11 protein-coding genes and 1 pseudogene are annotated in these 15,238 nt (G+C 56.5%); 9 read left to right on the top strand and 3 right to left on the bottom strand.

All coding sequences use genetic code 11. The annotated features are described in order from the left end of the window. Positions 1–19: 19 nt before the first annotated feature. Together MED193_RS02850 and MED193_RS02845 are read right to left on the bottom strand one after the other, a co-directional pair. On the bottom strand, positions 20–457 hold the full coding sequence (locus MED193_RS02850; protein ID WP_254655426.1) for a response regulator: 438 nt from the start codon (positions 455–457) through the stop codon (positions 20–22). Beyond that, entirely contained in the window at positions 450–2,309 is a 1,860-nt protein-coding gene (locus tag MED193_RS02845; RefSeq protein ID WP_009808125.1) for an ATP-binding protein, read from the bottom strand. The genes MED193_RS02850 and MED193_RS02845 overlap by 8 nt, the downstream gene beginning before the upstream one ends. A 271-nt stretch (positions 2,310–2,580) precedes the next feature. Here MED193_RS02845 and MED193_RS02840 point away from each other — a divergent pair, with 271 nt between their 5' ends. The 5 genes from MED193_RS02840 to MED193_RS23040 all read left to right on the top strand — a co-directional run bounded on the left by MED193_RS02840 (position 2,581) and on the right by MED193_RS23040 (position 10,002). Continuing rightward, positions 2,581–4,353, top strand: coding sequence for a type I secretion system permease/ATPase (locus tag MED193_RS02840; RefSeq protein WP_009808124.1), 1,773 nt, complete (start codon positions 2,581–2,583; stop codon positions 4,351–4,353). Then, positions 4,350–6,023, top strand: a complete 1,674-nt coding sequence (locus tag MED193_RS02835) for a calcium-binding protein (protein WP_009808123.1) — start codon at positions 4,350–4,352, stop codon at positions 6,021–6,023. Before MED193_RS02840 ends, MED193_RS02835 begins: the two co-directional genes overlap by 4 nt. 14 nt (positions 6,024–6,037) lie before the next feature. After that, positions 6,038–7,366, top strand: a complete 1,329-nt coding sequence (locus tag MED193_RS02830; RefSeq protein WP_009808122.1) for an HlyD family type I secretion periplasmic adaptor subunit — start codon at positions 6,038–6,040, stop codon at positions 7,364–7,366. A 4-nt stretch (positions 7,367–7,370) separates the two neighbouring features. Further along, positions 7,371–7,784 (top strand): hypothetical protein, encoded by a 414-nt coding sequence (locus MED193_RS02825; RefSeq protein ID WP_009808121.1) that lies wholly within the window; start codon positions 7,371–7,373, stop codon positions 7,782–7,784. 142 nt (positions 7,785–7,926) lie between these two features. Next, the gene (locus MED193_RS23040) at positions 7,927–10,002 is read left to right on the top strand and encodes a vanadium-dependent haloperoxidase (protein WP_254655425.1); all 2,076 of its coding nucleotides are present in this window, start codon (positions 7,927–7,929) and stop codon (positions 10,000–10,002) included. On the opposite strand, the gene MED193_RS02815 is transcribed toward MED193_RS23040, so the two are convergent. After that, complete coding sequence (locus MED193_RS02815; protein ID WP_246059161.1) at positions 9,992–11,023, bottom strand: HAMP domain-containing sensor histidine kinase; 1,032 nt, start codon at positions 11,021–11,023, stop codon at positions 9,992–9,994. The two genes, MED193_RS23040 and MED193_RS02815, sit on opposite strands and share 11 nt — an antisense overlap. 567 nt (positions 11,024–11,590) lie before the next feature. Between MED193_RS02815 and MED193_RS02810 the strand changes: the two genes are divergently transcribed. From MED193_RS02810 to MED193_RS02795, 4 genes and pseudogenes are all read left to right on the top strand, one after another. Further along, positions 11,591–12,223 carry a response regulator transcription factor gene (locus MED193_RS02810; RefSeq protein WP_009808118.1) on the top strand — a complete coding sequence of 211 codons (633 nt, stop codon included), beginning with the start codon at positions 11,591–11,593 and terminating at the stop codon, positions 12,221–12,223. 33 nt (positions 12,224–12,256) lie between these two features. Further along, a pseudogene (locus MED193_RS22505) lies at positions 12,257–12,481 on the top strand (transposase); the annotation flags it as partial. Positions 12,482–12,611: 130 nt separating this feature from the next. Next, a protein-coding gene (locus tag MED193_RS02800; RefSeq protein WP_085978290.1) for an IS3 family transposase occupies positions 12,612–13,741 on the top strand; the annotation gives its coding sequence in 2 pieces (ribosomal slippage) (positions 12,612–12,876 and positions 12,876–13,741; 1,131 coding nt in all). A gap of 368 nt (positions 13,742–14,109) precedes the next feature. Further along, positions 14,110–15,177, top strand: a complete 1,068-nt coding sequence (locus MED193_RS02795; RefSeq protein WP_039965793.1) for an integrase core domain-containing protein — start codon at positions 14,110–14,112, stop codon at positions 15,175–15,177. Positions 15,178–15,238 lie beyond the last annotated feature (61 nt).

Here is a 15,238-nt window from a genome sequence, read left to right as displayed (position 1 = left end):
TTGTGACGGGGGTGTTGCCTCAGGCGTCCGGCCCCTTGGTGGTGTGGTCAAGCAACCCCAGAAGCCTGTCCACCTGTTCGGAATCGAACGGCTTGCGCAGCACGGCGTTCATGCCGGCCTCTAGACACATCTTCTGTTCCGTATGGCTGGTATGCGCGGTCAGCGCCACCACCGGCAACTGGCTACTGGCATCATGGCTGCGGATGCAGCGCGTCGTTTCCAGACCGTCCATGCCCGGCATGCTCAGGTCCATCAGCACAACGTCGAAGGTTTCATCCTTGACCAGATCCAGCGCCTCTGGCCCGCTTGCAGCCTCGAGCACGCGGTAATTGCGGCGTTCCATCAGAACGCGGACAACCATTCGGTTGATTTCATCGTCATCGACGACAAGGATATTGCGCCGATCACTCACCGAGACCATGCGCCGGCCAGTCGCGTCGCTCGAGAGGTTACGCAAGTTCGATGGGGGTCCATATCTCTACCCGCGTTCCTTCGTGAAGTTTGCTTGCGCATGTGATGCGGCCTCCGAGTTTGTTCACGATGGCCCGCGCAATGGACAGCCCAAGGCCCATTCCTCGGTACGATCTTGTAAAGGATGAGTCAACCTGTCCGAACGGCAGGAAAATACGCTCCAGCTGCCCCTCATCGATCCCGATCCCGGTATCGCTGATAGCCACCTTAAGCCATTTTCGATCATCCTGCTGGAAAATTTCCGAATGCAGCGTAATGCGGCCCTCCTTGGTGAACTTGATCGCGTTCTCCATGATCTTCGCAATCATCTGCAACAGGCGCACCGGGTCTGATACGATCTGCGTGCTGCCATCGCCAAGTCCCGTGCGGTGGAACTCCAGACCGGCTTTCCGTACAAGGTTGCCGTAAAGCACCTCCATGTCCCGCATCCCTGCCTCGATGTCGAATGTCGTCGAATTAAGACGGATCGACTCGGTCGTGCCTTCGGCGTAATCCACCATGTGATCGACCAGCGCACTCAACTCTTTTGCCGATGACCACGCCACGTCCAGATAATGGTCACGGTCGACATCGTCCTTTTGCTCGCAGCAGACCGTCAGCATACCCACCACACCGCTCAGCGGTGTGCGCAGCTCATGACCGACAATCACCATAAAGTCGCTCTTGCGCTTGTTCTCTTCCTCTTCCAGCCGCAGCGCTTCGCGCAGTTTGTTGTTAGAACTGCGCATGCGATGAATCATCGTTTTGAGCGACTCGTTGAGTTGCCACATCTCGGCCGAGGAGCGTTCCTCGTCTGGCAGGTTGACGGTGTAATCCCCATCGCTGATCTTGCGGCTGATCTCGGTGAAATTCTGGACCGGACGGGCAAGCCGGCGTGACACCGCCCATCCCGCACCCCCCAGAAGGGCCGCCATCGCCATTACCAGAAGATAGGATTTCGACAGGCTGACATTCACCGCATCCGACAATTCATAGATCGGCTGCGGAACCATGACAGGCCAGCCCGTCTCTGGAACAAAGGTGATCCCCGCGATCATGTCCATTTGCATGGGCGGCGAAAAGAACATCTCGACGCCGGTTTCACGGTTCAGCATCCGTCGCACCGCCGAGATACCCGAGGCATCCACCATGTTCTCTTCCACCCTGGGTGACGGGTGCGCGATCGCGCGCCCGAACTGATCGAAGATCGCCGAATGTCCGAATTCGCCGAAGGCGATGGCCCGCTGAACCAACTTAATATAGTCGGTTTTCATATAGCCGATCACCAGCCGCTGATCGGCAAGCTCGTACCCCAGTATGAAATACTTGTTGTCTCCGATCCGCTGCAGACCCGAAATTTGAACACCGCCAAGCGTCGCGTTGGTGCCCGCCCGCAGATCATCCAGCACCACCTGCTCCGGCAGGGGCAGATCCTTGCCCAGCCGATTGGATGGTGGCGCATTCGCTGTGAAGGGCGCCAACAGAACCATGCCGTCTATGTTCAGCGATTCCAGCAACGACAGCAGGGTATCCTGCGTCGCTGGGCTGTTGTTGTTGCTGACTTCGATGGCCGCATGGACGAACACGCGCGCAGCGTCCGTGACGTAGCGTGACAGCGACAACGAAACGTTCTGCGCGATCATAAGATGATTTTCGTGCGTCCGCTCGATCTCAGCGTTCATGAAAGTGCGGTAGTTCCACAACTGGATCGCCGCTGCTAATATCAGGATCGCAACCAGCACTATTGCCGCAATCTGCTGCTGCAGAGGCCAGACCCATCCCTTGATACGGTACCGCTCAGCCGCGCTGCCGGACTGTTCGGGCAGCGGTCGCTGGGGTGTATTTGCGTACGCGCTCATGAAACCTCCTGAGGTTTGCTCTTTTGAAAGCATACACCCAAGGGCTTATTTAACCAGTCCCGTTGGTCTGATGCGGCATGGGACTAAAGTCTGATATGCCGCTGGACCCCGGCGCCAAGAGAGTATCGCGAATGCCGCGCGGCGCGGCATCCTTGGTCGGGGTGCCCCCACGGACAAAGGTCTGAATTTTGATCCGACATAGCGTGGAAGGCCGGTCGCACGCTTTACGCCATAAGCCATCGAACACGTTTGACCCAAAGGAGCACACACCATGGCCCGATCCTCTGCGAGACAGTCTGAAAAGGATGCACGCCTTGCCCGCCTGACAGCCGGACTGCGGCCAGTGTTTCTTTATATCTTCGGTTTGTCCGGGATCATCAACATCCTGGCTTTGACCGGCGCGTTTTACATGATGCAGATCTACGACCGCGCCCTGATGAGCGGCAGTATCCCGACGCTCGCGCTGATCTCGGCGCTGGCACTGGGGCTCTACATGTTCCAGGGCGGGTTTGACGTGATCCGCTCGCAAATCCTTCACCGGGTCGGGGCGCGCTTTGATGCCCGGGTCGCGCCCGATATCCACCGAATGAGCATCGACATGCCACGCTACGGCTTTTCAGTGGCTGAGTCGATGGAGCGGGGCCGCTCTGTCGATACGCTCCGCAACTTCTTCGGTGGCCCGGCACTTGTGTCGCTGTTCGATCTGCCCTGGATGCCGATCTTTCTGGCTTTCGTGTTTGTGCTGCATCCCTACCTGGGTGCGTTGGCCATCGCCGGTGCCGTGGTCCTGACGCTGATGACCGTCCTGACCGAACTGATGACCCGCAAGGCCAATGCCCAAGTCAACCGCGCCGCCGTACAGCGCAGCTCGGTGGCCGAGGCCAATGCCCGCAACGCCGATGTCATCAAAGCGATGGGCTTCTCGTCGCAGGCTCTAGCCCAGTTCCAGAAGGCCAATGACGAACATCTTACGCTGCAATCCGGTTCCAGCGACGTGACTCGCACCGTGGGCGCCTTGTCCAAGGTGCTGCGCATGATGCTGCAGTCTGCAGTTCTGGGGCTTGGCGCCTATCTCACCATCATGGGCGAGATGACCGCCGGTGCGATCATCGCTGCCTCCGTGGCTTCGGCCCGTGCCCTTGCGCCGATCGACTCGACCATCGCCAACTGGAAGAACCTGATCGCCGCTCGCAATGCACTGGCGACCATCAAGCAGACAATGGCCGCCTTGCCTGAGCAGCCCCGCCCGCTGCAGATGCCCGATCCCAAGCAGGCCTTCTCGGCGGAAGGGATCACCGTTGTGGCGCCGGGATCGGGCCGCGTGCTGCTGTCGGATGTGACCATTCAGCTTGAAGCCGGGCAGGCGCTTGGCTTGATCGGCCCTAGTGGCGGCGGCAAGTCTTCGCTGATGCGGGCGATGGCTGGGGTTTGGCCTGTGCTGCGCGGTCATGTCCGTCTGGATGGCGCCGATCTGGTGCAGTGGGGCGAAGACACAATTGCCCGTAGCTTTGGATATCTGCCGCAGGACTACACCCTGTTCGACACCACGATTGCCCGTAATATTGCGCGCCTTGCCGATCCCGATCCCGAAAAGGTCATTGCGGCGGCGCGTGCGGCGGGCGTTCACGAGATGATCCTGGCCATGCCCGACGGCTACGAGACGGAACTGGGCGCCAGTTCCACCAGCCTGTCGGGCGGTCAGCGTCAGCGTATTGCTCTGGCACGGGCGCTCTATGGGGATCCGTTCGTGGTCCTGCTGGACGAGCCGAATTCAAACCTCGACGCCGAAGGCGAGCGCGCGGTCAGCCATGCGATCCAAAGCATCCGTGACCGTGGCGGCATCGTGATCGTCGTAGCTCACCGCCCAAGTGCACTGGAGAACGTTGATCTGGTCGGTGTCGTCCAGGATGGCGCCCTCAGCCGTTTTGGCCCCAAATCCGAGATCATGCGGGTCAAGCCGGCATCCCCTGCCCCGACCCCTACGGCAGCCCCGACAGTGGAGCAGTCGCCAGTCGCTGCTGTTCGAGAAACTACAGGCGCATGATTGAGGTCAAGTCATCCAAAAAGGCCAAGACGCCGGGAACGGCGCGTCTTGAGGATATGGTGTCTTTACGGGAAACCGTATCGGCCATTCCCAAACGCAAGATCGGCATGGGCGTGACCGTGATGTTCGCTCTGATCGCCTACATCAAGACCTTGTTTGGCGGCTCTGAGGTTGCGGCGCAAGCCACGCCCGACACGCCCCTCGGGGCCGCCGATAACGCCGCGCCCATCTGCGAGACGGATAATTTGTCGGCCAACAACAGTGGTCGTATGTCTTATGGTAACGCCGAATTGTTTCGCACTAGTGACCGCAGCGGCCAGGATGGCGGTTTTGATGCCACCACGTTCGAGCGCGGCCCAAACTCTTCGGTGTTGTTGCCCGCAGATCTGTCACTTGAAAAATTTCAGGCGCCAAACATCACGGCGGCGGCAGTCAATCTGCAACCGACTTTTGCGCCTGCAAATCCCGGGGGCGGTGGTGAGGACGGTCTTTTCCCAGATACCGACATTCCTGCCGGAGGTGGTGGGCCGGCGGATCCTGGTGGTGGGGGTACAGAGATTACGTCACCGTTGCAGGAAGACGCAGAACCCGAAGAAGAAAAGCACGAAAGTGACGCAGACGTGGACTGCCATGATACCGCAGCCGCAGACTGTGGTGACAAAGTTGACCACTCAGATGGCCCCAACCCAGATGAGGAGGCATCCTGCGACGACGCCAAAGTTGATGAGTGTTGGTCGGAGAGCTGCGATCAGCACAACGCAGCAGATGACGACTGCCTGGATGATCCGGTCACGCCGCGCGGCGATGTTGTGTATGGTTTTGATACGCCTGATCATATTGGCGGCAGTGAAGATAATGACCTCGTCTATGGTGGCGATGGTTCCGACGTTCTTCTTGGGTATGGGGGCGATGACTTTTTGATCGGCGCAGCTGGCGACGACACCATCGACGGTGGTGAGGGTGATGACCGAATTTCCGGTGGCCATGGTGAGGATCTCCTGGCTGGCGGTGCGGGGGATGACATTCTTTCCGGCGGTGCGGATGACGATGTTCTTCGGGACGGTCATGGCGCAGACCGCCTGTTTGGTGACGCAGGCAATGACACGATTTACCTTGCTGATGATCTGGAAGCTGATCAGGTTTATGGTGGTGCGGGTGACGACATACTTGACCTGACTGCTGGTGATCGGGCAGCGCGTGTGGATGTAGCTGCTGGCACGGTCACGCGGGCTGACAGCCCCACCGATACCTTCGATGGCATTGAAATTTTCACAGCCGGTGACGGGGCAGAAGTTTTCGATCTGTCCGGGTTCTTTACGCCTGGTGCAACCAGTGTGTCTGAAACCGTGTTCCAGATCCGCAACTTTGGTCACGACGATACGTTGGTTTTTGCTGACGATATCCGTCTTGCTCTGTCCGACCTTCAACAGATTGATGACAGGCGCGATATCAAGAACGACGGCTCTGATTTTGAGGCGCGCATCACGTCCTTTGATCCGGAAGCTGGGGCTGAGGAGCACGGACGCCCTGGTTTCCGCCAAGGTGATCAGGATGAGCTGATGGTCCGCCGGATTGATCTGCGTCTCGAACAAGAGACGGACGTCACCGAAATCGAACTCTGGGTCACAAGTGACCTGGGCAACAAGCAATCAGACGACTTCACATCGTGAGCAGGAGAACGACCATGTCACGCAAGACCACAGACCCAAACGCCGCAAAGAACGCGATTTATTCCTTTCGCGGTCATGTGATCACTGGTATTTTCATGGCCGGGCTTCTGGTCGCCGCCGTGTTCGGGTGGGCAGCGAATTCCAATCTGGTCAGCGCGGTCGTTGTCAGCGGCGAAGTTTCCGTCGATCGCGACCTGCGCGTGGTCCAGCACCGTGATGGTGGTATCGTCAAAGACATTCCCGTCAGTGCCGGCGATCATGTCCGCAAGGGCGATATTCTACTCCGGCTTGACGACACTTCGGCCAGTACTGAGCGCGCAATCCTTCATGGGAAAATCGCTGAACTTGCCATTCGCAAAAGCCGGCTGGAGGCACAGCGCGATCTGCATGAGGAATTTTCGACGCCTTCAGGTCTTGATGAATTTATCGTGTCCCCTGCTGCGCTGCAGGCCATCTATGTGGGTGAGCATCGTATTTTTGAGGGCAACCTCTCGTCGTTCATCCGCCGCAAGGAACAGATCGACCTCGGAATCGAGCAGGTCCGCACCGAAATCGATGGCCTCGAAGCCCGCCTTGACGCCAAACAGGATGAAATCCTCCTGGTTCAAGCTGAGAGTGCGCGTGTTGAAGATTTGTCCGAGCGTCAGCTTACGGTACGCAACGTTGCCTTCTCTATTGAACGTGAAAATGTCCGGCTGCGTGGCGAACACGGAGAAATTCTGTCGGCATTGGGCCGCGCCCGCAGCCGCGTCAGCGAGCTCGAGCTGGAAATCCTCTCGATGCAGGAAACACTGCGCACCGATGCACAACGCGAATTGCGGGAGATCGAAACCCAGCTGTCGGAACTCACCGAAAAGCGTTTCGTCATCGAAGACACCCTGTCGCGCACCGCAATCCGCGCGCCGATCTCGGGACTGATAAACGATATGAACGTGAACTCTGTGGGCGGCGTCATTAGCCCCGCCGAAATTCTGGCCACGATTGTGCCCGAAGAGGCGGAACTGGTCTTTACAGCCCGCGTTCCGGCGGCGTCGATCGAACAGGTCGATACGGGACACGCGGCGCGGATGCGCTTTGTCGCCTTCGACCAGAACGAAACCCCAGAGATTGAAGGGACCGTGTCCTATGTTGCAGCTGCCGCGACAAGCGATCCGCAAATGCCTGGTGATTTCTACTCAATCAAGGTCGACGTGACGCCCGATCAGCTGGCCCGCCTCGGTGGCAAGGAGCTGCGCCCAGGCATGCCGGTCGAAGTCTATGTCACCACGGCCGAACGCACAGCCCTATCCTATCTCGTCAAGCCCTTCAGCGATCAGTTCGCGCGAGCCTTCAAGGAAAGGTAAACCCATGCTGCGCAATATTCTTCCAACTCTGGCACTTCTGGTGGCCTCATCTGCCACCGCTCAGGAGAAGAACATGACATGGAAGGCGCTTGAAGGTGACAGGCTGAATTTGAATGGCATGATTATCAACGTCCATGGCATCTCTTGCCCGCCACCAATCCTTGCATCTGGCATGAGCGCCAAGCGGCTTGCTAACACGTTTTTGCGCGGTGGTGTGGTGGTCTGTGCCACATCACTGACCGAGGATGGGAGCGAGTTCGTGGATTGTGCCAAACAAGGCAATAACGGACTCACGCTCAGTCAGATGTTGGTATTCAGCGATCTGTGCATACCGCTGCGCGATCAGGAATGCTTGCCGCTATTTATAGATGCGCTGCCGACTTATGCGCTGCCGCCGCCACGCCCGCGTGACGGTTGATCAGTATTTTCACAGAAAAGCTGACTCGCAACGTTGACAGCGGAGCTGTACAAGCCGGATAAACGGCTGAGATAAGAAAGGCGATAAGATGACTCTGGCTATGGACTGCAAAAAGCGAAATCGGGATATCGAGGAGGACAGCATGTCGGAAGAATCGTTTCAGATCAGTTTCACAAGAGACGGTGAGACACGTGTGATCACGCTTGAGGGTAGCCGCAAGGACTACGAATTCGAGTACGAAGACCTCGAACTTGAAATCGAAGCGCGTGAGGGGGATTTTGAATGGGAATTCGAGGATGTGGAGAGCTTCGAATTCCTGTCTTTCGGCTCTGAAGACGATCTGGTGGATTCTGGTGTTAGCAGCCCCGAACCTGATCGGGTCGTGACATTGTCTGGCCCCCTGCATGATTTCGATTTTCTGCTGCAGGATGGTGCGTTGGCGGTTCGCAATCGGTTTGATGGTGAGATTGAATCGCTTTCGGAATTCGATAGCTTCGTTGCGGGCGTGGAAACATTCCGGACGGCCGACATCTTGGCACAACTTGAACAACCTGGCCCCGACCTTTTGGCTGAAGGTGGCCCACGTCTGATGATGGTCAATACTCCAGAGGCCACTCCAAGCGTCATCTGGGATCAGATTTTGCAATCGATCATTGTCGAAAGCGGTGGCGGACCGACCAACGCGTCGCAATCCTTCTCGATTATGCATACCGCAATCTATGATGCGCAGGCCAGTTATGACCCGGTCGCACAACGTGTTTCCATCGATATCGAGGGCGACAATCTGGAGCTCTCAGCTCTGTCCGATGCCTCGGATACAGAGATCGAAACCGCTATGCATGTCGCGGCCCATCGTGTGCTGTCGGAACTCTACCCTCAGTATCAGGAGAAATTCGATCAGGTACTGTCACAGCGTCTTGAGCTAGATGTCTCTGATGACTCGCAGGCTTACGAGGTGGGGATTGATGCAGCGCAAGACGGTCTCACCCCGCGTCAGGCGGAAGCGGCACGGCTCGCCGCGCAGTCTGAGGGGTTCTATACGCCAGTCAATTCTGATCCCGCGCCAGAAACCCGTAAGGACATCGCGCGCTGGACACCCGAAAAGCAGGGTATTTTGTCGCCCACACCAGATGCGCTGCAGACATTCCTGACGCCCGAACTCAGCCTTGCTGAAGGGTTCGCGCTCCCTGAAACGCTCAATGGAGAAACTGACACGGTGCTGACCCGTCCGGATGGCCCAGAGCCGTTTTTCACGCTAGAGCATGTGGATACGTTGCTTGATTTCCAGACCCGGACCATGACTCTTGCAGCTCCGGCAGAGATAAATGGCGTGGCGGTGGCGGCCGGAACTACGATACCTGTGGACAAATTCCTGATCGGTCCCGTCATCAACCCGGCCTTCATCGCTCAGGCTGAAGCCATCGTTCAGACCAGTGCGACGCTGACCGAGGATCAGAAAATGGTTGCTGAATTCTGGGAAGATGGCCCCGGCACCAGCTTCCCTCCTGGTGCCTGGATGACGCTTGGGCAATACGTATCGCAGCGCGACGGGCATGACGCAGCCACTGACGCGCTTTTGTTTATGACGATGGGTAATGCCATGTTTGATGCGGCAATTGCGACATGGGATGCCAAAGCGTTTTTTGATTATGCTCGGCCGGTCACCGTGATCCGCGACCTGGGACATCTTGGTCTGATTGGGGAGCAAGGTGTTGACGAACTGACCGGAGAAACGGGATTTGTGATCCAAGCACTTGGTGGCATTGACCCCGACACTGGCACCAGCTTTGGCACCCGAACGATCCTTGCCGAGAACTTCATCACCTACCAGCTGCCTGGAGGCGAACAGTCACCACCCTTCGCAGAGTATACCTCGGGCCACAGCACCTTTTCGGCAGCAGGGGCGGCTGTCTTGAAGGCGTTTACCGGATCAGACCATCTTGATGCGCATATTACCGTGCCTCCTGGCACCAGCGCATTTGATGCGGCACTGCCTGGAGATGTCTATCAGTTTCAGTGGGATACGTTTTCCGAGGCAGCCATTGATGCCGGTGCGTCTCGGATTTATGGCGGAATCCATTTCAGCGATGGCAACCTCGATGGCTTGAGTGCTGGGGCAGATATAGGTGCTGATGCCTATGCGCTGGCTGTAGATTTTGCCAGTGGCACTGCGCAACCAGAACAACAGCCGTTCTTCGATGAATTCTTCATCGCCTGAACAAGGGACGACTTAGCGGCCGGATCCCGGCTTCGTCTAAGGAGGTTGGTCGCTTGATTGGGATGATCAGGCTTTGCGAACAGGCGCTTTCGCTGATGTAGTCGCAACCGGCGCGCGTAGCCATATACTCGAGGATGTCACCGGCCAGTTTTATTCGCTCAAATGGCCCCGTCACGGCGCCGTTCGCCGTATTGCAAGGTGCTGTCTTTCCTACATGTGTGGTCCTGATCAAGATCCGGTCTGCGCCCTCGTGGGACGTTTGGATTGAGACGTGGGTCGCAGCATCTCCCGAGGACATACGGGCGATTTCTAGCATCGAGAACATCAATTGCATCAGGATCTCGCTTTGTGTCGGTCCGATGGATAAATGCGGCCCCTCGCAGCGAATATTCAGGCTGTTTCCATTGGCTTGGAACATGAACTCAAAGCGCTTATGCAGCTCTGCGGCCAATCCCTGCAGATCGGTGGGCCGGCCTGTTGGAAGTGAGGCCTCGGCGTCAAGGGCACTGAAGGCGACCACACGTTCGACGCGCAATTGCATCCATTGCAGCGCCTCCTGGCGCGCGGTCTCTAATCCGGCGGCGAGAGATGGATCCTCACGCGATGCCATGGCAATGCCCTGCAAAGCGTTCAGTGTATTTCTCAGATCGTCGCTCACCATGTCGATAAACCGCAGCTTAATGGTATTTGATCGCTGCAGCGGCCTTATCAAAAGCCAATAAAAGACTGGTGCCATGATACAGAACAGCAATAGGGCATCCAACGCCGCTTCGCCCCAGACATGCTCTGTCAGCCAAGTCAGCTGTTTTTCGACTTCGGCCAGCGCAAGCATGATGCAGAGCTCGGCCCCGACGAGGGTGATCAGAACAACGAGGACTTTACTGAGTGAGGTATCGCGCGACATGGTCAGCATGGATCTTTGGAAGGGACTGGCACGAACGCCCAAGACTCGCGTCCAGCGAGGTGCAGGCTTCGTCCTGCCAAGAAGCGTTTGCCGATGATCCTGAGGGCTGACTGCCATGTGCGTAGCTCCGGTCCTTGAGGCGCACATGGTGCGCACTGTTACGTCGTAACGATCGGTATCATGTTCCGAATCGCACATCCATGATATTTGAGGCTGTTCCGAGCGACAAACAACACGCTTCAATGGAGTTGGACCAAAGTCCAAGGTCTCGCTAGACCATAGGCTTTAAATGTGTCGCATGATTTAAAGCGCCCTCGACACAATTTTAATGCACTTCCCGACTTTCGCCTTGATCTGGATCAAGTCTGAACTCACGGAGCCATCAGAAAAGCAACTCAATATTACTGGCATAGATATATTTTTTGGTAATTTACCCGTTGGTCGAGCGTGACGTTCCGACCTGTGGGGTAAGACGAATCGTGACTTTCGCCCGGCCGCATACGGGACGAAGGTCTCTCAACTCTCCAAAGATAGCTTGGATTCAATCGGTCGAAATGCAATAATAATTTTCAGGTGTTTAGATGTCCGTTTGGGGTTTGGGGAAAGCGAGAATCTGGACTGACTTTGAAAACAGTGCCGACACCGCTTCTGTCGCGGGGAAAGGCAAACTTTGGGGGAAGATTGATGTATAAAACGATGGTGATTTGCGATCACGTATTCACGCGTGCGGGTTTCCAGCACCTTATTGAGCCGTGCGCAGGTTTTGATTTGCAGGCGGCTGCTGCCTATAGCCCCGAAATCGTCGAGACGTGCTCCCGCGATGGATATGAAGTGGTGATCGTTGACCTTGGATCCCTTGATCAGCCGATGAAGGTTCTTCGCGCCTTTCGCAAGTCGTGCGACATGGTTCGTATTCTGGCCTTCTGCTCTCAGAAGGGTATAGACATGGCGGTTGACGCGCTAGATGCGGGGGCATCGGGCATTCTGACCTATAACAGTGAAATGTCTGATCTGCGTGCCGCGGCACGCCGTGTCATGAACGGCGACAACTACGTGCAGCCCGACATGGCGATGGATATCTTCGCCAAGCTGCGTCAGGCCGAAGCCAAGCGCAAAGAAGCCGAGCGTCTGCGTCTGACCGCCCGCGAAAGCCAGGTGGTCCGCCATCTCATGCAGGGCATGACCAACCGCCAGATCTCGGCCGAGCTCAACATCAGCGAGAAAACCGTCAAGCATTATGTTGGCTCTCTCAAGGACAAGTTTGGTGCGGCCAACCGCCTCGAAGTTGTACTGGAAGCGCAACGCCTCGGAGTATGACCTTGATGGCAACCGCATCCGGTCGCCACGGACGAAGGATATCTGAAATCCAACAAGAATGACCGAAACGATGCGGAGGCAATCTGCGAGGCGGTCAGCAGGCCGTCCATGCGCTTCGTGCCACCAAAATCGTCAGAACAGCTCGAGATCCAGGCCGTTCATCGTATCCGCCAGAGGCTGGTGTCAGATAGGACACGGCTGGTAAACCAAATCCGAGGTTTGTTGGCAGAGCATGGTTTGGTTATCGCCCGCGATATCTCACGCCTTAGAGCCTGATTTGAAACTATTTGAGTGAGTTCAGTCACTTGTGATTCTGTTCGGTTGAAGTGGTCCGGCAAATTCGGACAGCGTGCTAAGATGTATCCAACCCGATTGAATGGATACAAGAATGACAAAGCGACGGAATTTTTCAGACAAGTTTAAAGCGACTGTGGCCCTTGAAGCATTGCGCGGTGACAAGACGGTGCAGGAGATTGCATCGAAGCGCCAGCTGCACCCTACGCAGGTGAGCACGTGGAAACGGCAGGCGATTGATGGCATGGTCAACGTTTTCTCGGACAAGGTCAAAAAGGCTGAGAACAAAGACGGCGAAATCAAAGAGCTTCATGCCAAGATTGGTCAGCTGGCGGTGGAAAATGATTTTTTGTCACAAGGGCTGAAGCGATGAGCCTGTCTGAACGCCGCGAGATGATCCGCAAGGACAACACCGACCTTAGCCTGACGCGCCAGTGTAAGCTGCTCAAGATCAGCCGTTCCTCAATCTATTACACGCCTGTTGGCTTTGATCAGGCGACGATTGATCTGATGCATGAGATTGACCGGATATTTACGAAGTATCCGTTCTTCGGCAGCCGCCAGATCGCGGCGTATCTGCCCCAATCAGGGTTCTCGGCAGGACGGCATCGCGTGCGTCGCCTGATGGGCATCATGGGGCTGCAGGCCATCTACAAAGGGCCGAACACCAGCAAGAAGCACCCGCAGCATAAGATCTGGCCATACTTATTGAGAAAGCTGTCGATTACGCGGCCCAACCATGTTTGGTGCAGCGACATTACCTACATTCCAGTGAAGAACGGGTTCCTGTATCTGGTGGCAATCATGGATTGGGCAACACGCAAAGTGCTGTCCTGGCGGCTGTCAAATACGTTGGATGCCAGCTTTTGCGTTGAAGCACTGGACGAAGCCATCGCCAAATATGGCAAGCCCGAGATCATGAATACGGATCAGGGTAGCCAATACACGGGCGCGGATTGGATCAAGACGCTGACGAAGGCCGATATCAAAATCTCTATGGATGGGCGGGGCCGCTATCTGGACAACATCTTCATCGAGCGGCTCTGGCGATCCCTGAAGCAGGAGGCAGTGTATCTGCACGAGATCACCAACGGCTTTCAAGCCAAAAGGATCATCGACGACTGGATCGGCTTTTACAACGCAGAGCGGCCTCACACCGCCCTCGACAAGCGCACGCCAGACGCGGCATACTTCGAACAAAGTGAAACACGAAAAGCGGCATGAACATAAACCAGATGCATCTTACGGAGGGAGCCAAACTGGCACCCAACTCTCTCTCGCCCCAACCCATTGAAATCATTGAATCCAAATCGCGAACCAGTTTGACATGCCTCAAGACGGTCTGGCAACAAACCGATCAACGTATATTGAGAAGATAACTTGAGAACGGTGCCGCTAGGTGATGCTCAGCATTGCGACAACGCATATCAGCGGGCCTAAGAACCCTGACATGCCCCCTGCCCTCGCAAAATTTCGGCCTTTTACAGACACAGACGTTTTTGACATCTATGAGAGGGGTGCCAAAATGTAAGCTTGGCCCATCACTTTGAGATAGCAGCATTTTTTTAAAAGCTGCGTTGAGGACTTGCAAGATGCATTCAACCCTTTCCCTCGTTCTGGTCTTTCTAAACAAGTTCTTCACACCGCGCCACAACGCGCAATTGCGACTAATGAAGGCTCAGGTTGCGATCTTGCGGGCGCGCATCCCGACACAAAGGATCATTCTGTCGCCCGCTGAAAAAGCCGAGCTACTCCGCATCGGGGCCGAAATCGGCCATGATGTCGACGGGCTCATGGAGGTGGCAAAGCCAGCAACCTACAAACGGTGGCTCGCGCAAATGCGCGCGGGGCGGCCCTTCAAGGCAGTCGGACGGCCGCGTCTAACGCAAGAACTACGCGACGTCGTCACCCGAATTGGATCAGAAAACCTCCTATGGGGGTACAAGCGGATCGTGGGCGAGTTGAAGAAGTTGGGGCTTTATGCCGGAGCCAACTCTGTAAAACGCATCCTAAATGAGGCAGGCATCCACCCCAGCCCGGAGCGGCGGAATAAGAAGCCTGCCCTGCCATGGAGCACATTTATCAGCGCGCATATGGAAAGCATGGTCGCTTGTGACTTCTTTACAAAGACTGTGTTCACCCTCCGCGGGCCTCGCACAGCCTATGTACTGATGTTCATTCATCTTGGCAGCCGCCGCGTGTACTGCAGCGCTCCAAGCTATTCCCCAGACTCGGCGTGGGTGACGCAGCAGGCACGCAACACGTTGATGTGGTGCGCTGAACAGGGGATCTCACCGAGTTTCCTGATCCGTGATGCGGACACCAAATTCAGCGCCAGTTACGACGCAGTCTGGACCTCAGAAGGCGCTCGGATCATCCAGACCCCGCACAGAGCGCCAGACGCCAATGCCTTCGCTGAATCCTTCATCGGCACCATCAAGCGCGAATGCCTGGATTTCTTCGTCTGCTTAAGCCGGTCCCAGCTCGACTACATTCTGCGGACCTGGGTGCGCCACTACAATGTTGATCGCCCGCATCGCGGACGGGACATCGGCAACAACGTGCTTCAAGTCGATTTTCAACCGATCCGTGATGGCCCGATCCGGCGCAACCGCCAGCTTGGTGGCATTGTCACGTCATACACTCGCGATGCCGCGTGAATATCAGAGCCAACACGAGGATTGATGACGTCGAATTCATCTTGTCGAGTTTCGTCACGGA

Source organism: Roseobacter sp. MED193 (assembly GCF_000152965.1).
GTDB lineage: Bacteria > Pseudomonadota > Alphaproteobacteria > Rhodobacterales > Rhodobacteraceae > Pseudophaeobacter.
Note: the sequence above shows the minus strand (reverse complement) of the source record. Positions and strands in the feature narration are given on the sequence as shown.